This is a genomic window from Streptomyces olindensis, from assembly GCF_040645895.1.
Lineage (GTDB): Bacteria > Actinomycetota > Actinomycetes > Streptomycetales > Streptomycetaceae > Streptomyces > Streptomyces olindensis.
The window spans coordinates 119,451-135,329 of sequence record NZ_JBEYZD010000005.1; the positions used below are offsets into that span (position 1 = coordinate 119,451).

General features: G+C 74.1%; 17 protein-coding genes. 11 read left to right on the forward strand and 6 right to left on the reverse strand.

Annotated features, from left to right (window positions below):
• Positions 1-134 precede the first annotated feature (134 nt).
• Both ABZ948_RS04520 and ABZ948_RS04525 read left to right on the forward strand, forming a co-directional pair.
• Positions 135-1,427, forward strand: coding sequence for a polysaccharide pyruvyl transferase family protein (locus ABZ948_RS04520; protein WP_359757181.1), 1,293 nt, complete (start codon positions 135-137; stop codon positions 1,425-1,427).
• Between the two features lie 36 nt (positions 1,428-1,463).
• On the forward strand, positions 1,464-2,903 hold the full coding sequence (locus tag ABZ948_RS04525) for an FAD-dependent oxidoreductase (RefSeq protein WP_359757183.1): 1,440 nt from the start codon (positions 1,464-1,466) through the stop codon (positions 2,901-2,903).
• A 10-nt stretch (positions 2,904-2,913) separates the two neighbouring features.
• Here ABZ948_RS04525 and ABZ948_RS04530 read toward each other — a convergent pair whose 3' ends face one another.
• A complete protein-coding gene (locus ABZ948_RS04530; protein WP_359757185.1) occupies positions 2,914-3,570 on the reverse strand; it encodes a dienelactone hydrolase family protein in 657 nt (218 codons plus the stop codon).
• A gap of 117 nt (positions 3,571-3,687) precedes the next feature.
• Between ABZ948_RS04530 and ABZ948_RS04535 the strand changes: the two genes are divergently transcribed.
• The 4 genes from ABZ948_RS04535 to ABZ948_RS04550 are packed head-to-tail and all read left to right on the forward strand — an operon-like array spanning position 3,688 to position 6,938.
• Positions 3,688-4,692: a GlxA family transcriptional regulator gene (locus tag ABZ948_RS04535; protein ID WP_359757187.1), complete on the forward strand. Its 1,005-nt coding sequence runs from the start codon at positions 3,688-3,690 to the stop codon at positions 4,690-4,692.
• A complete protein-coding gene (locus ABZ948_RS04540; protein WP_359757189.1) occupies positions 4,689-5,291 on the forward strand; it encodes a DJ-1/PfpI family protein in 603 nt (200 codons plus the stop codon). The genes ABZ948_RS04535 and ABZ948_RS04540 overlap by 4 nt, the downstream gene beginning before the upstream one ends.
• A 57-nt stretch (positions 5,292-5,348) precedes the next feature.
• On the forward strand, positions 5,349-5,804 hold the full coding sequence (locus tag ABZ948_RS04545; protein WP_359757191.1) for an archease: 456 nt from the start codon (positions 5,349-5,351) through the stop codon (positions 5,802-5,804).
• A 33-nt stretch (positions 5,805-5,837) separates the two neighbouring features.
• Positions 5,838-6,938 carry a CapA family protein gene (locus ABZ948_RS04550; protein ID WP_359757192.1) on the forward strand — a complete coding sequence of 367 codons (1,101 nt, stop codon included), beginning with the start codon at positions 5,838-5,840 and terminating at the stop codon, positions 6,936-6,938.
• A gap of 18 nt (positions 6,939-6,956) precedes the next feature.
• Here the strand turns inward: ABZ948_RS04550 and ABZ948_RS04555 are convergent, their stop codons facing one another.
• Positions 6,957-7,976 (reverse strand): sigma-70 family RNA polymerase sigma factor, encoded by a 1,020-nt coding sequence (locus tag ABZ948_RS04555; protein WP_359757194.1) that lies wholly within the window; start codon positions 7,974-7,976, stop codon positions 6,957-6,959.
• A gap of 163 nt (positions 7,977-8,139) precedes the next feature.
• On the opposite strand from ABZ948_RS04555, the gene ABZ948_RS04560 reads away from it, so the two are divergent.
• A complete protein-coding gene (locus ABZ948_RS04560) occupies positions 8,140-8,592 on the forward strand; it encodes a YbhB/YbcL family Raf kinase inhibitor-like protein (protein ID WP_359757195.1) in 453 nt (150 codons plus the stop codon).
• 147 nt (positions 8,593-8,739) lie between these two features.
• Positions 8,740-10,005 (forward strand): MFS transporter, encoded by a 1,266-nt coding sequence (locus ABZ948_RS04565; protein ID WP_359757197.1) that lies wholly within the window; start codon positions 8,740-8,742, stop codon positions 10,003-10,005.
• A gap of 38 nt (positions 10,006-10,043) precedes the next feature.
• Here the strand turns inward: ABZ948_RS04565 and ABZ948_RS04570 are convergent, their stop codons facing one another.
• Positions 10,044-10,472 carry a VOC family protein gene (locus tag ABZ948_RS04570; protein ID WP_359757199.1) on the reverse strand — a complete coding sequence of 143 codons (429 nt, stop codon included), beginning with the start codon at positions 10,470-10,472 and terminating at the stop codon, positions 10,044-10,046.
• Positions 10,473-10,746: 274 nt separating this feature from the next.
• Between ABZ948_RS04570 and ABZ948_RS04575 the strand changes: the two genes are divergently transcribed.
• Both ABZ948_RS04575 and ABZ948_RS04580 read left to right on the forward strand, forming a co-directional pair.
• Positions 10,747-11,121, forward strand: a complete 375-nt coding sequence (locus ABZ948_RS04575; protein ID WP_359757201.1) for an SH3 domain-containing protein — start codon at positions 10,747-10,749, stop codon at positions 11,119-11,121.
• 61 nt (positions 11,122-11,182) lie between these two features.
• Positions 11,183-11,557 carry a peptidase M23 gene (locus ABZ948_RS04580; RefSeq protein WP_359757202.1) on the forward strand — a complete coding sequence of 125 codons (375 nt, stop codon included), beginning with the start codon at positions 11,183-11,185 and terminating at the stop codon, positions 11,555-11,557.
• Positions 11,558-11,612: 55 nt separating this feature from the next.
• Here the strand turns inward: ABZ948_RS04580 and ABZ948_RS04585 are convergent, their stop codons facing one another.
• Positions 11,613-12,062: a hypothetical protein gene (locus tag ABZ948_RS04585; RefSeq protein WP_359757204.1), complete on the reverse strand. Its 450-nt coding sequence runs from the start codon at positions 12,060-12,062 to the stop codon at positions 11,613-11,615.
• Positions 12,063-12,260: 198 nt separating this feature from the next.
• On the opposite strand from ABZ948_RS04585, the gene ABZ948_RS04590 reads away from it, so the two are divergent.
• The gene (locus tag ABZ948_RS04590; protein ID WP_359757206.1) at positions 12,261-13,430 is read left to right on the forward strand and encodes a hypothetical protein; all 1,170 of its coding nucleotides are present in this window, start codon (positions 12,261-12,263) and stop codon (positions 13,428-13,430) included.
• Between the two features lie 84 nt (positions 13,431-13,514).
• Here the strand turns inward: ABZ948_RS04590 and ABZ948_RS04595 are convergent, their stop codons facing one another.
• Both ABZ948_RS04595 and ABZ948_RS04600 read right to left on the reverse strand, forming a co-directional pair.
• On the reverse strand, positions 13,515-15,080 hold the full coding sequence (locus ABZ948_RS04595) for a protein kinase domain-containing protein (protein WP_359757207.1): 1,566 nt from the start codon (positions 15,078-15,080) through the stop codon (positions 13,515-13,517).
• Entirely contained in the window at positions 15,077-15,856 is a 780-nt protein-coding gene (locus ABZ948_RS04600; RefSeq protein WP_359757208.1) for a serine/threonine protein kinase, read from the reverse strand. The genes ABZ948_RS04595 and ABZ948_RS04600 overlap by 4 nt, the downstream gene beginning before the upstream one ends.
• Between the last annotated feature and the right edge of the window lie 23 nt (positions 15,857-15,879).

Sequence of the window (15,879 nt, forward strand, 5' to 3'; positions counted from 1 at the left end):
GCGGGGTGTTTCCGGCCGGGCGGCAAGGCAACCCGGCACCGTGCGCACGGCACGCACCGTACGCACGGCACGGCTGTCCGTGCCGGTGGCACCCCGGGCCACTGAGCAGACTCCGACGCGACGGGAGCACCCGGATGACCACTGCCCCTTCTCATCCGCAGCTCGCCCGGTCGGGCCCGCGCATCGGCGTGCTGGGTTCGTACGGCGGCTTCAACATCGGCGACGAGTCGATCCTGACCTGTGTCCTGCGCTGTCTGCGCGCCCAGCGGCCCGAGGCCCACCTGGTCGTCTTCAGCCGGAACGCCGAGCACACCCGCGCCCACCACCCGGGCGCGGACGAGGTGGTGGACTGGGAAGGCGTCAGCCGCAATCGGGTCCTGGACACGCTGACCTCCCTGGACCTGCTGGTCCTGGGCGGCGGCGGGATCCTCTACGACGGCGAGGCGCGCCGTTATCTGCGGCTGGTCCGGGCCGCTCAGGAACGCGGCATCCGCACCTTCTCCTACGCCGTCGGCGCGGGGCCCCTGCGCGAGCCCGACGACCGGGAGGCCGTGCGCACGGTCCTGGCCGAGATGGACGACGTCGTGGTGCGGGACGAGGAGTCCAAGCTGGTGCTGGAGGAGGTCGGTGTCGAGCGCGACGTCGTGGTCACCGCCGATCCGGCGCTGCTGCTGGAGCCGGAGCCGTTCACCGACGAGATGATGCGCCACGAGGGCGTGCCCACCGACTCCCGTCTGGTGGGGATGTCGGTGCGGGAACCGGGCCGGGCGGCCGAGAAGCTGGACGAGGGCGACTACCACGCGCTGCTCGCCGACGTCGCCGACTTCCTGGTCCGCCGGCTGGACGCGCACGTGGTGTTCCTGCCGATGGAGCGGCACGACGTACGGCACGCGCACGCGGTGCTGTCCCACATGACCGCTCCGGACAAGGGGCGAATCCTGCACGGTTCGTACAGTCCGGGGGAGGTGCTGGGCTTCATGCGCCACCTGGACCTGGCGGTCGGCATGCGGCTGCACTTCGTGATCTTCGCGGCGCTCTCCGGGCTGCCGGTGCTGCCGCTGCCGTACTCGGGCAAGGTCTTCGACTTCGCCCGCCGGATGGGCGCGCCGGCCCTGGTGGGCGTGGCGCGGGAGCAGGCCGGGCTGCTGCTGGCGGAGGTGGACCGGCTGTGGGACGAGTATCCGGAGCGCCGGGAGGACCTGCACGCCCGCGTCCGGGAGCTGTCCACGCGGGCCCGCGAGACCTGCGCCCGCTGCGGCGTGCTGCTGGACGAGATCGACGGCCGGGCCGGCGCCTCCGCGGAGCCGCACGTGCCGGCGGAGGCGGCCACGGGGGTGGACCCGACCGTGGCCGCGGACCCGGCCGTGGCCGCGGAGCCGGAGCCGCCGCGCCCGCCCACTGCCGAACCGCGCCCGCTGGGCGTGTGACGCCGGGGCGGGAGCCCCGCCCGCGGGAGGACACCGATGCCGATCCTGCAAGAACCGAGCAAGCCCCGCACGGTCACGCTGCCCGCCCGGCCCGCCCGGCACGGCGGCCGGACGGAGGTCCTGGTGGTCGGCGGCGGCCCGGCCGGGTTCGCCGCCGCCGTCGCGGCGGCCGACGCCGGGGCCGAGGTCGTCCTGGTGGAGCGCTACGGGTTCCTCGGGGGCAACGCGACCGCGGCGCTGGTCATGCCGCTGATGTCGTTCCACAACGAGCACAAGCAGGCCGCGTTCACCGAGGACGGTGAGGACTCCCGGCTGCTGCCCACCGACCACGGCGAGGGCGAACCGGTCGTCCAGGGCGTGCTGTGGCGGCTGCTGGACCAGCTCATGGGACGCGGCGGCTGTCTGAAGCCGTCACCGAAGACCGGGTACACGGTCCCCTTCGACCCCGAGCTGTTCAAGCTGGTGCTGCTCGACATGATGGACGAGGCGGGCGTGCGGATGCTCTTCCACGCCTTCGCCTCGACCGCGCTGCGCCTGGAGGACGGCTGGCGTGTGGTGTTCGAGACCAAGTCGGGGCCGGTGGTGATCGACGCCGACGTGGTCGTGGACGGCACGGGCGACGGCGATGTCGCGGCCGCCTGCGGGGCGCCGTACGAGATCGGGCGGCCCGAGGACGGGCTGGTGCAGCCGATGACGCTGATGTTCCGCGTGGCGGACTTCGCGCGGCCGGACTTCGCCGCGTACGTGCGGGAGCATCCCGACCAGTGGCGCGGCGTGCACGGCCTGTGGGACCTCGTCGAGGAGGCCCGGGCGGACGGCGACCTGCGGCTGCCGCGCGAGGACATCCTGTTCTTCGCGACCCCGCATCCGCGCGAGCTGAGCGTCAACAGCACCCGTGTGACCAGGGTGCTCGGCACCAGCGTGTGGGACCTGACCCGGGCCGAGTACACCGCCCGGCGCCAGCTCGCGCAGATCGACCGCTTCCTGCGCACCCGCGTGCCCGGCTTCGAGGAGTCGTACGTGGTGCAGAGCGGCACCCACATCGGCGTCCGGGAGACGCGGCGCGTCGTCGGCGACTACCAGCTGACCGGTCACGACATCCTGGCCGCCCGCCCCTTCCCGGACGTCGTCGCGCACGGCGCCTACCCCGTCGACATCCACAACCCGCGCGGCTCCGGCACGGTCCTGAAGCGGGTGCCCGCGGGCAGCTTCTACGACATCCCGCTGCGCTGCCTCGTGCCGCAGGGGACCGAGCGGCTGCTGGTGGCCGGCCGCTGCATCTCGGGCACGCACGTGGCGCACTCCTCGTACCGGGTGATGCCGATCGCGATGGCGACGGGCCAGGCGGCGGGGGTGTGCGCCGCGCTGACCGTGCGCCACGGGCACGGGCCGCGGGGCGTGCCGTACCGGATCGTGCAGCGGGAACTGCTGCGGCAGGGCGCCCGGTTGCGGATCGACCTGCCGGTTGGCGGCTGAGCCCGGCCGGTCAGTCCGCCGCGGTCCTCAGCTGCTCGTCGCACCACCGCCGGGCCGCCTCGGTGACCTGGTCGAGCGCGCCCGGCTCCTCGAACAGATGGGTGGCACCGGGTACCACGTGGAGGGTGTGCGGGGCGTGCAGCCGGGCGGCGGCCGCCTCGTTGAGCCGCAGCACGTGCTGGTCGCTGCCGCCCACGATCAGCAGCACCGGGGCCCGGACGGCGTCCAGGGCGTCGCCCGCGAGGTCGGGCCGGCCGCCGCGCGAGACGACCGTCCGCACCCGGTCGGGGCGCCGGGCGGCGGCGACCAGGGCCGCGCCCGCGCCGGTGCTGGCGCCGAACAGGACGACGGGCAGGCCGTGGGTGCCGGGCCACCGTGCCAGCCAGTCGATCGCGGCCACCAGCCGGCGGCCCAGCAGCGGGATGTCGAAGCGGAGTTCGGCGGTCAGGGCGTCCTGCTGTTCCTCCGCCTCGGTGAGCAGGTCGATGAGCAGGGTGCCGAGGCCGGCGGTGCGCAGTCCGGCGGCGACGTCGCGGTTGCGGGGACTGTGCCGGGAGCTGCCGCTGCCGTGCGCGAAGAGCACGACCGCGCGGGCGTCCGGGGGCACGGTCAGGTCGCCGGTGAGGGCGGCGGCGCCGGCCGGCACGGTGACGGTCCGGGAGATCATCGGGAGCCTCCTCTCCCCCGGGTCCCGTGGTACCCCCGCTGCGGCGGACGTCCCATGGCGCGATGTGTGGGGTGCGTGTCGTTGACGCCATGATCCGGGCCGGTGGAGCGTGGAGGGGTGACAGAGCGCCGTATCGTCTTCGTCGTCTTCGACGGCTTCCAGCCGCTCGACCTCACGGGCCCGCACGAGGTGTTCCACGGCGCGGGCGGGTACGCCTGCGAGGTCGTGGCGGCCCGGGCGGGACCGGTCCGGTCGGTCAGCGGGCTGTTCGTGCACGCCGGGCATGGGGTGGCGGATCTCGATCCGGGCGGTACGGACACCCTCGTGGTGGTGGGCGGCGAGGGCGTCGACCGGGCCCGGGAGGACGCGGCGCTGGTCTCCTGGATCACCGCCGCGGCGGCCGGTGCCCGGCGCGTCGCCTCGGTGTGCAGCGGGGTGTTCCTGCTGGCGGCCGCGGGCCTGCTGGACGGACGGCGGGTCACCACGCACTGGGGGCGGGAGGAGCAGCTGGTCCGGGAACACCCCGAGGTGCGGGTGGACTGCGACCCGATCTTCGTCCGGGACGGGCGGGTGTGGACCTCGGCCGGTGTGACGGCCGGCATGGACCTGGCGCTCGCCCTGGTGGAGGACGACCGGGGCCGGGAGGTCGCGCACGCCGTGGCGCGCCGACTGGTGCTCTTCCTGCGCCGTCCGGGCGGCCAGTCGCAGTTCAGCGTGGCGTTGTGGTCGCGGCAGCCGGCGACGGACCCGGTGCGGGCCGCCGTCGGCGCGGTCCACGCCGATCCGGGCGCCCGGCACGACATCGCCTCGCTCGCCGCGCACGCCGGGCTGAGCCCGCGCCACCTCCAGCGCCGCTTCACCGCCGAGCTGGGTGTGCCGCCGGCCGCGTACGTCGAGCGGGTGCGCGTGGAGGCGGCCCGGCGTGCCCTGACCGAGGGGGACGAGCCGGTCGAGGCCATCGCCCGCCGCCACGGCTTCGCCACCGCCGAGACGCTGCGCCGCACGTTCCACCGACGGCTCGGGGTCGCGCCGTCGGAGTACCGCGCCCGGTTCCGCTCGACCGCGGAACCCGCCGGCGCACTGCCTGATCAACCCGTCCCAGAGGAAGGTGAACCCGTATGACGACCTACGGCCTGCTGGTCTTCGAGGAAGCCGAGGAGCTCGACTTCGTGGGGCCCTGGGAGGTGTTCACCGTCTCCGCCATGCTCCGCGACGGCGCCGACCGGGCCGTGCTGGTCGCCGAGCACTCCGGGCCCGTGCGCTGCAACAAGGGGCTGCGGGTGCTGCCCGACCACACGCTGGACGACCATCCGCCGCTGGACGTGCTGCACGTGCCGGGCGGGCGGGGCGCGCGCGAGGCCCAGCTGCGCAACCGGGTGGTCACCGACTGGATCGGGAAGACCGCGGACCAGGCGGCCTGGGTGCACGGGGTGTGCACCGGTACGTTCCTGCTGCACGCCGCGGGGCCGGCGCGCGGCCGCCGGGTGGCCACCCACTGGAGCCAGGAGGACACCCTCCAGGCGCGGGGCGACGTGACGGTGGTCCGGGACGCCCGCTATGTCGTGGACGGCAAGCTGGTGACCAGCCAGGGCGTCTCGGCCGGTATCGACAGCGCGCTGTGGCTGGTGGGCCGGCTGCACGGCCGGGAGCACGCGCGGGCCGTGCGCCGCTACATCCAGTACGACCCGGCGCCGCCGTACCTGGCGGACGAGCCCGTCTGACCCAGGTGCCGGTGCCGTGCGCCGCATGGGTCGGCGTACCCCGGGCAGCCGATGTTCATGGGCGGTGACACGGACGACGGTGGACAGGTGAGGCAACCGGGCGGCTGCGGGCACCGGGCGGTGCCGCACCCGGGCGACATCCGGATCGAGGCGTGGGCGGCGTGCCGGGAGCACTGTCTGGCGGAGGCCGTGCTGGCGATGGTGGAGTGCTTCGCGGACGTGTCCGGGGTGCGGCCCACCGCCGTGGGCCGGGTGCGGCTGGCCGAGGCCAGCGACGACGACCTGCTCGCCACGCTGCTGGACGAGGTCATCTTCCGGCTGGAGGCGTACGGCGAGGTGCCGGTGGACGTGGAGGCGGACGAGGCCGACGGCGGCCTGGACGTCCGGCTGGCGGTCACCGGCCTCGACGACGTGGAGATCACCGGGGCGGTCCCGAGGGCGGTGGTGTGGAACGAGCTGCGGATCGGGCCGGGCCCGTACGGCTGGTCGTGTGCGGTGACGGTCGACGCGTGACCCCGGCGGCCCCGGTGTGCCTACGGTGGAGGCGTGGGCGGCTCAGTCGTGACGCTGTTCCTGTGCGGTGACGTGATGCTCGGGCGCGGCGTCGACCAGATCCTGGCGCACCCCGGTGATCCGGCGCTGCGGGAGACGTACGTCGTGGACGCGCGGTCCTACGTCCGGCTCGCGGAGGCGGCGCACGGTCCGGTCCCCGCGCCCGTTCCTCCCTCCTGGCCGTGGGGCGAGGCGCTGCGGGTGCTGGCCGAGGCCGCGCCGGACGCCCGGATCGTGAACCTGGAGACGTCGGTGACGCGCAGCGACACGTTCGACCCGGACAAGGAGATCCACTACCGGATGGACCCGGCGGGTCTGCCCGCCCTGGCCGTGGCCCGGCCCGACGTGACCGTCCTCGCCAACAACCACGTCCTGGACTTCGGCCGCCCGGGCCTGCTGGAGACGCTGGACGCGCTGGCAGGTGCGGGGGTGCGGACGGCGGGCGCGGGCCGGGACGCCGACCGGGCGTACGCACCCGCGGCGGTGTCTCTTCCGGGCGGCCGGCGGCTGCTGGTGTTCGCCCTCGGCGCGCGCTCCAGCGGGATCCCGTCCGGCTGGGCGGCGGCTCCCGGCCGGCCGGGCGTCGCGTACCTGCCCGAGCTCTCGGCCGCCGCGGCCGACACCGTCGTACGGCGGGTCCGTGAGGTCCGGCGGGCCGGTGACATCACCGTCGTGTCCGTGCACTGGGGGTCGAACTGGGGGTACCACGTGCCGCGGGAGCAGGTGCGGTTCGCGCACGCCCTGGTGGACGGCGGGGTGGACGTCGTCCACGGGCACTCCTCGCACCATCCCCGCCCGCTGGAGGTGTACCGGGAGCGGCTGGTCCTGTACGGCTGCGGCGACTTCGTCGACGACTACGAGGGGATCTCCGGGTACGAGGAGTACCGCGACGACCTGCGGCTGGCGTTCCTGGTCTCGGTCGAGGCGGACGGCGGACGGCTGGCGGGGCTGCGCATGGTGCCGCTGCGGGCGCGGCGGATGCGGCTGGAGCCCGCGCCCCGGGAGGACCGCGCCTGGCTGCGGGCGACGCTGGACCGGATCAGCCGCGGGGTGGGCGTGGCCCTGGAGGCCGACGGTTCGCTGACGCTGGTGTGACCGGCACCGGACGCCGGGTCAGCTCGCCCAGGCCACCAGGCGCTCGCGGTTGCCGGGCTCGCGCAGTCGGGCGAGGGACTCCTTCTCCAGCTGGCGGACCCGCTCCCGGGTCAGGCCGACGCGCTTCGCGACCTCCTCCCGGCTACGGGTGTGGCCGTCGTGGAGGCCGTAGCGCAGGGAGAGGATCATGGCCTCGCGGGGCGCGAGCGTGCCGACGGCCTCGCGGAGTTCTTCGGCGAGGGCCTGGTACTCGGCGACTTCGGGGGCCTGGAGCACCTCGGTGTCGGGGATGAGGTCGCCGACGACGGTCTCGCCGGTCTCGTCCACGGGCGTGTCCAGGCTGACGGCCTGCCGGCCGACGCGGCGCAGCCAGCCGATCCGGTCCTCGGCGAGGCCGCTCTCCCGGGCCACCTCCTCGACGCTCGGCTCGCGGTCCAGGTCGTGCCGGAGCCGCCGCTCGACCTTGGCGACCTTCTGCAGCTGCTCGACGACGTGCATCGGCAGCCGTACGGTGCGGGCGTGCGCGGCCAGGCCCCGTTCGATGGCCTGGCGGATCCACCAGGTCGCGTAGGTGGAGAACTTGAAGCCCTTGGTGTGGTCGAACTTCTCCACGGCCCGGATCAGGCCGAGGTTGCCCTCCTGGATCACGTCCAGCAGGGGCAGACCGCGGTGGGCGTGGCGTTTGGCCATCGAGACCACGAGCCGGAGGTTGGCCCGGACCATGTGGTCCTTGGCCGCCTGCCCGTCGCGCGCGGCCTCCTCCAGCTCCCGGCGCCTCTCGGACGCGAGGTCGCTCTCGCCGGCGTCGGCCCGCTCCAGTTCCTCCAGCGCCCGCTCGCCGGTCCGCATCCGCCGGGTCAGCCGTACCTCGTCCTCCGCGGTGAGCAGCGGCGTCGCCGCGATCTGGGCGAGGTACTGGCCGAGCAGGTCCGGTTCCTCGTCGGGCTCGGGGATGCGGCTGCGCAGCCGTGCGGTGCGAGCGGGGGCGCGGCGGTCCTCGCGGGCGTCGGCCGCGGGGTCTTCTGCCAGGGGAGACATCCTCGTGTTCCTCCGTCTCCTGCCTTCGTTCCGGCTCGCTCCGGAAAGCCTCCGGTCTCGCTCCGGAAAGCTCTCCGGAGCGCGCTCCGGAAAGGTCCCCGGGTACCCGCGAGGATGGGTTCCGAACCGCATGCCCGGGCCCCGCGGGGGTACTCCGGGGCACATGACCGGCATCGAACTGCGCAGCAACGCGTTCAACGACCACTCCTTCATCGCGCGCCGGTACGCGTACGAGGGACCGAACGTCTCTCCGCCGCTGACCTGGAGCGGCGTACCGGACGACGCGGCCGAACTGGTCCTGCTCTGCGAGGATCCCGACGCCCCGTCGGGCACCTTCGCGCACTGGGTGGTGGTCGGCATCGACCCGCACAGCGACGGCGTCGAGGCCGGGCACTGCCCACCGGGCGGCACGGAACTCGTCAACGGCTACGGGCAGCAGGGCTGGGGCGGCCCCCATCCCCCGCCCGGTGACGACGCCCACCACTACTTCTTCCGGCTCTACGCGCTGGCCGAACCGTGTGTGCTGCCCGACGCGCCCCGGGCGGACCAGGTGCACGAGGAGGTCGAGAAGCGGCGGCTCGCCGACGGGACGCTGGTGGGGCTGTACCAGCGCTGAGGTCCTGAGCCGCGCGGGTCCTCGTGGCACAACGGTCGGTTGTGGCACGGGTGACGGGCGGTTGTTTGCCCGGCCCGCCCGCTCCCCGCTTGGATGGCTCCCGGTCAACACCGTGTTGTCCGCGGGAACGGGGAGTGTGCGCCGGGTATGGCGGGCAGGCGGTCGCTGGGGCGGCGGTTCGGGTGGCTGTGGGGCGCGTACGCGGTCAGCACGGCCGGGACATGGCTGGCGTTCGACGCGTTCGCCCTGATCGCGGTCCTGGCGCTGGACGCCGGGCCGGCGCAGGTGTCGCTGCTGGCGGCGGTGGGGCCGGCCGTCGGTGCCGCGGTGTCGGTGCCGCTCGGGCCGTGGGTGGAGTTCCGCCGGAAACGGCCGGTGATGATCGCGACGGACCTGGTCCGGTGCGCGGTGCTGCTGAGCGTACCCGTGGCGTTCGCCCTGGGCCGGCTGGGCTTCGGTCAGCTGCTGCTGGTGTCGGTGGTGGTCGCGGCGGCCGACATCACCTTCAACGCGGCGGCCGGGGCGTTCCTGAAGGAGCTGGTGCCGCGGCGGGACCTGCTGGTCGCGAACGGCCGGTTCGAGGCGACGATGTGGACCGCGAGCATGGCCGGGCCGCCGCTGGGCGGCGCCGCGATCGGGCTGTTCGGCCCGGTGACGACCGTGGTGGCCGACGCGGTGAGCTATCTGCTCTCGGCGGCCGGGCTCCGGGCGATCGGGGGCGGCGAGAAGCCCCCGGTACGGCCCGGACCCGCCACGGCCCGGCTCCGGGCGGGCGACCTGCTCGGCGGCTGGCGGCACATCCTGGCCGACCCGGCGCTGCGCCCACTGTTCTTCAACACGGTCCTGGTCAACGCCCTGATCATGGCGGCGTCGCCGCCGCTGCTCGTGCTGATGGTCGACGACCTGCGGTTCGCGCCCTGGCAGTACGCCCTCGCCTTCGCCGTGCCCTGCACCGGCGGCCTGCTCGGCTCACGGCTGGCGCCACGGCTCGTCACACGGTTCGGCGGGCGTCGGGTGCTGCTCGCGGCCGGGGTGCTGCGGGCGTGCTGGTCCCTCGGACTGGCCTTCGTCGGCCCCGGCGCGGCCGGGCTGGCGCTGGTGATGGCGATCGAGTTCGGGCTGATCACCTGCTGCGCCGTGTTCAACCCGGTGTTCGCCACCTTCCGCCTGGAGCGCACCCCCGCCGACCGGGTCACCCGTACCCTGGCCGCCTGGTCGGCCACCGGCAAGGCGGCCACCGCGGCCCTGACCGCCCTGTGGGGCCTGCTGGCGGCGTGGACCGGCCCTCGTACGGCCCTGGCGCTCGCCGGTGCGCTGCTCCTCGCGACCCCGCTTCTGCTCCCCCGCCGGGACCACGCGCCGGACACCGAGGCCGAGCCCGCTCCCCTGGCCCTGGAGCCGGACGGCGGCTGAACGGCCGTTCAGCCGCCGCGCGGACTCGGGACGCCGGGTCAGACCGCCCCGGGCACGTCCTCCGTGATGCCGTTCAGCGGGGAGGACGGATCGGCGCCGTACGGGCGGGTGATGATCTCCAGGCCGTGGCCCGCCGGGTCGAGGAAGTAGACGCCCCGGCCGCCGTCGTTGCGGTTGATCCGGCGCGGGTGGTTGCCGTGCGGATCGGCCTGGATGGGTATCCGGGCCTCGATGAGGCGGGCGAGGGCCTCGTCGAACTCGTCCTCGGAGACGAGGAACGCGTAGTGCTGCATGGGGATGTCGGCGTCGATGGTGAGGAAGTCCAGCGTGACGCCGTTGGCGGTCGTCACCGGCAGGAACACCCCGGCCGGTGCCCCGACCTCCAGCCCCAGGATCTTCGCGAGGAAGTGAGCGGACTTCTCCCGGTCTCGGGACAGGACGATGGTGTGGTTGAACTCGACTGACACGGTTGAATGCCTCCACGGGCATCTCCGCGGCGCCTCCATGCCTCACCCGGCCGGTGACCGGCACGCGATGCCGCGCCGTGGATCGTAGACAGAGGCGGCCGGGACCGTCGAGCGGTTTTCGGCCGTATCGAGGGCCCTGGCGCGGAGTGTCCGCTCCCGCGCGCGACGTCGCGTCCCTGCCGCCCCAGGGGATCCTGACAATTGTCAGGGACCGTGTCGCCCCAGGCCTCCCTACAGTGCTGAGCGTCGGCCACACCGTCAGGGGGAACACGACATGTCCACTCGTCTCTTCGCCAAGGCCGCGCTCGTCGGTGCCGGGGCGCTCGCGCTGCTCGGCCCGCTCACCGCCGGGACCGCGTCCGCGGCCACCGCCGGCGAGCAGGGCGGCGCCCGCGTCCTGGCCGCGCCGTACGCTGTCGTTCCGTACGAGAACGTCAACGTCCGCCGTGGGCCGGGGACTTCCTACGGCATCATCACCACCGCTCCGGCGGGCCAGCCGCTCGGCGCCTACTGCTGGACCCGCGGCGAGCGCATCACCGACAACGGCTACTCCAACGACGTCTGGGTGAAGCTCCTGGAGGGCTACGTCAGCGCCGTCTACCTCAAGGGCAACGAGTACGGCGACCTGCCCGCCTCGGCGCGCTGCTGACCCGGACCATGACCGGTTCCGACCACACCGACCGCACCTTCATCCCACGGGGGACAGACACATGAAGCGACCGATCAGCCGCATGGCCATGGGCCTCGCCGTGACCACGCTCGCCGTCGGCGGGCTCGCCACCACCGCCCAGGCCTCCCCGGCCGTCGCAGACGGCGGCGACCCGACCCTCACCGACGTCTACATCTGGGCCACCGACGTCAACCTGCGCCAGGAGCCGACCACCAACTCCCCGCGCCTCGCGGTCCGTTCGCAGTGGTGGGCGGACGCCATCTGCCAGAAGCAGGGCCAGACCGTGCACGACCCGGCGGTCGGCACCAACAACTGGTGGACCGCCGTCATGGAGCTCTCGGGCAGCGACGTGGCCTGGGTGAACAACCTGTACATCCGGGGCGGCGAGAAGATCGCCGGCGTTCCGGACTGCTGACGTACCCCGCGGGGGGCGGACCGGAACACCGGCCGCCCCCCGCGGTGTGTGCGGCTCAGAACCAGCCGGTCTCGGTCAGGTCGTGGCCGTCGCACGAGAGCACGGCGCGCGAGACGCGGCCGTTGAGGTTGTTGCCCATCTGCGTGTAGGCGTAGTTGATGCCCGGGTCGACGGTCTCGGAGACCCATCCGTCGACGCGCCCCACACCGCTGTTGGAACGCTGCAGCACGGCGGCGCAGTTGGCCCGGGAGTTCTCGATCCGGGCGAACGAGCCGCACTTGTCGGAGTAGAAGTACTTCAGGGCCATGCCCTCGGCGTACTTGGTGTCACCGATCTGCCGGAACGTGCCCGAGCAGTAGGAGGTGGTGGGGTACTGCCCCTCCATCCCGTAGGCCCCGTAGTTGCCGCCCGAGTACGGCGCGGCCTGGGCAGAGGCAGGGAGGAGCGCCATCACCGCGGCGGCTCCCCCGGCGGCCAGCAGTGTCCTGAGTGATCGGCGGCTCATGAGCCCTCTTTCGTTCGTGTGTCGGCGGGTGTTTCCCGAGGTGACCGTACGGGCCGTCACCAGGCCGCCGACACCTGACATTTATCAGGGTGTGCGGGCCCTGACATTCGTCAGGACCGCCCGCACCCCCCGCGCTCCTACGGTGTCCGCACGGGGCCGCGGCTCCGCCGGACAGCCGGACGACCAGGAAGGCCAACCATGCGCATGCTGCTGCGCGGCGCCGCCGCGCTCGCGACCCTCGTCACGGTCGCGTCGCTCACGGGCGGTGCGGCGGCGGTCCCCCGGCCGGAGACCGCCGCCCGGGCCGTACAGGCCGCCCAGATCCCGGACGGCGTCACCGCCGGCGTCGCCGTGTTCGACCGCCGGACCGGCACGTTCACCGAACAGGTCAACGCGAGCGCGCAGTTCCGCTCCGCGTCGATCGTGAAACTGCTGCTGACCCTGGACTTCCTCTGGAACCGCGGGCCCGACTACACCGTCCCCGCGGCCGACCGGGCCCTGCTGGAGCCGATGCTGCGCAGCAGTGACGACGACGCCGCGAACCACTACTGGTCGACGTACGGCGGCTCGGCGATCATCGACCGGATGTCCGCCCGGCTCGGTCTGCGCGACACCGCGCCGCCGCCCGCCGGGTACGCGGGATTCTGGGGCTACACCGCCCTCTCCGCCCGGGACACGGTGACGATCTACCGGTACGTCCTGGAGAAGGCGCCCGCACCCGTCCGCGACTTCGTCATGGACAACCTGCGCCGCTCCACCCGCTGTTCCTCCACCGACCACTTCGACCAGCACTTCGGCATCGCGGGGGCGTTCGACCGCCCCTGGGCGGTGAAGCAGGGCTGGTCCGGGAAGTTCGCGAAGGGAACCTGCGGCCCCCAGGGGGCGTCCGCCTCGGCGGCACCGGCCGAGGCCTCCACCCGTGCCGCCGCCGATGTGGACCTCACCCGTCCCGCGCTGCACACCACCGGCACGGTGGGGGCGGACGACCGGGCGATCGTGGCCGTGCTGACGCTGCACCCGGTGGGCACGTCGTACGGGAAGGCGTACACCGACCTCGGGCGGCTGACGCGCACGCTGAACGTGCCGGGTGCGGTGCGGCCCGCCGGGACGTGGTTCGGCACGTGGGGCGAGTTCGTGAACGTCCGCAAGGGCCCGACCACCGGTGACGACCGGATCACGCAACTGCCCGCAGGCGTCGAGGTGCTGGTGGGCTGTCAGATCCGCGGCCAGGTGGTCAACGTCCCGCCCTACACCAACGAGTGGTGGGCCTACCTGCCCCAGTACGGCGGCTACATCTCCAACATCTACATCAGCTCGCCGGACAACCGGCTGCCGAACGTCCCGGAGTGCGGCTCGCCGCGGCCGTGACGGGAACGGGGGACAAGCGGGGGGCGGGGCGAAGGCTCCGCCTCCCGCTCGCGTGCGCGCACCTCGAGGCCGGTTCTCGGCGAGTCAGCGCTGGTACTCGGCGAGATAGCGCAGCACCTTGTCGACGTGCGGCCGCACCCGTTCCGGGACCCCGCCCTCCTCGATGACCGTGCGGTCGCTGGTGCGGTAGCCGGCCGCGACCAGTGCGGGCAGGTCCTTCTTCGGCAGCCCGGCCTCCTTGAAGCGCTGGTCGAGCCAGCACACGTAGCCGCTCATGGTGGAGATCGCGTCCGGCGGCGACATGTGGTCCTTGTCGCCGTCGCCGTCCCCGTCCACCGCCCAGGCGTTGAACACGGCCGGCGTCCACATGGCGATGCCGTACTCGTCGCTCTCCGGGCGGGCGGCGTTCGCGTCGAAGCCGCTCTCGGCCTTGACCATCGCGGCCAGCAGGGCGGGGGTGATCTCCTCGTCGGTGCAGCGGTGCGCGGCGCGGGTGATGACGGGGCGCAGCGCCTCGGGCACGTCGGAGTCCGCCGGGATCTCACCGGGCGCCGGGCGGGGTGTGCCGGTGACGGCGGTGGGGGCGCCCCGGTCGCGGGCGTCGTCCCCGGTGTCGCCGGTGTCGCCGTCGCCGCCGAGCAGGGCCGTCCCGGCGAGTGCGGCGGCGGCCAGGACGGCGAGCCCGGCCGCGGCGGCCGGCAGCAGGCGTCGCCGCCGGGGGCGGGGAGGACCGGTCAGGGCCTCGACGCGGGCGGCGACGCTGACCGCCGTGTGCGGCAGGCGGGTGGTGTGGTCGGGTGCCAGGCAGTCGGCGATCAGCCGCCGCAGGTCGTCGTCGAGCCCGGCGTCGAGCCGCAGGGGTGCGGTACCGCGGGCGTAGGTCTGGGCGGCGAGGGAGCGGGCCCGGGCCGTGGCGCCCGGGAAGGGGTGCAGGCCGCCGGTGAGGACCTGGTGGGCGAGGACGCCGAAGGCCCAGATGTCGGCGGTGGGCCGGACGACGGCGCCCTGGGTGCCGGTGCGCTGGGACCACCACTCGGGCGGCAGGTGGTCGAGGGTGCCGAGCGGCGGCAGATGGGCGTGGGTGCCGTCGAGTTCGGTGGTCAGGCCGAAGTCCGCGAGCCACACCTGCCCGTCCGGGCCGAGCAGGACGTTGGCGGGTTTGAGGTCGCCGTGCACCCACCCGGCGGCGTGCATGTGGGCGAGGCCGGCGGCGACTCCGCGCAGGACGCGGTCCGCCCCGTCGATCGGCCCGCCCGTGACGGCCGCGTCGAGGACGTCCTTGAGGCTGGCCTCGGCCCGGTCCATCACCAGCGCGATCGCCCCGTCCAGGGCGGGCAGCTCCGGTGCCTCGACGGTGCACACGGCGTGCGTGCGGACGAGGTGCGGGTGGTCGGCCTCGGCACTGAACCGGACCTCGCGCGCCACGAGTTCGCCGAGCGCGGCACGCTGCCCGGGGCCGAGGGCGCCGGTCGGCAGCACCTTCACCGCGGCGGGCCTGCCGTCGGCGACCGCCCGGGCCTCGTGGACGGTTCCCCAGCCGCCCGAGCCGATGACCGCGCCCACTTCCCAGTCCTCGATCCGGAAGCCCTCCGGGAGGCGGGGCCGGGGCATCTCCAGGTCGTCCTCGTGGACGCCGGGTCTGGACGTCATGCTCCGGCCTCCTGCGGGGCGAGGCGGCCGGCGCCGCGGCGCGGCAGCAGGCCGAGGTGTTCTTCGCGCACCAGGCCGAAGCGCAGGGCGACGGAGGCGAGCCGGGCGCGTTTGGCGCCGGCCCCGGTGGCCGTCTCCTCACCGAGGTCCAAGCGCAGTTTGGCGAAGGCGAGGTAGTCGATGTGGTAGTTGACGGCGGAGCGGGTGAGGTCGCGGCAGGACTCCAGTGGGCGCAGCCGTTCCACGATCTGCCCGACCCCGGGCAGCGCCGTGTCGGAGGGGTCGCGCAGCCGCGGTTCGCACAGGGCCACCAGGACCAGGAAGTACTTCGACGTGGGGTCGAGGGCGAAGGGGTGGACGGTCTGTTCCCCGCCGCCCGGTGCGGACTGCTCGCCGAGGTAGGCGTGCTGGGGCGCGAACACCTTGAAGCCGGCGGTGCCGGACAGGGCGGGGAGCACCACGCGGGAGAACTCGAAGGGCACGGGCGCGCCGAGCCGCCCGGGGGCGACGGTGAGGTACTCGCCGGCCCCCTCCAGGTTCTCCACCACGTACGACACGCTGCGGCTGAAGTTGGACAGCCGCCAGTAGTCCCCGGCCGCTTCCAGTTGCCCGGCGCGGCGGGAGATCCCGGGGTCGGTCAGGACGATGCGCACCCCTGTCCCACCGCGGCCGAAGTCCGCGACGTCCCCCGGCCCCAGGTGGATCAGTTCGGGACTGCCGGGCTCGTCCGCGTCCCACTGCGACGGGCCGGGCAACTGCACGATGATGGTTTCCACGCGGACTCCCCCGCTGATGACGC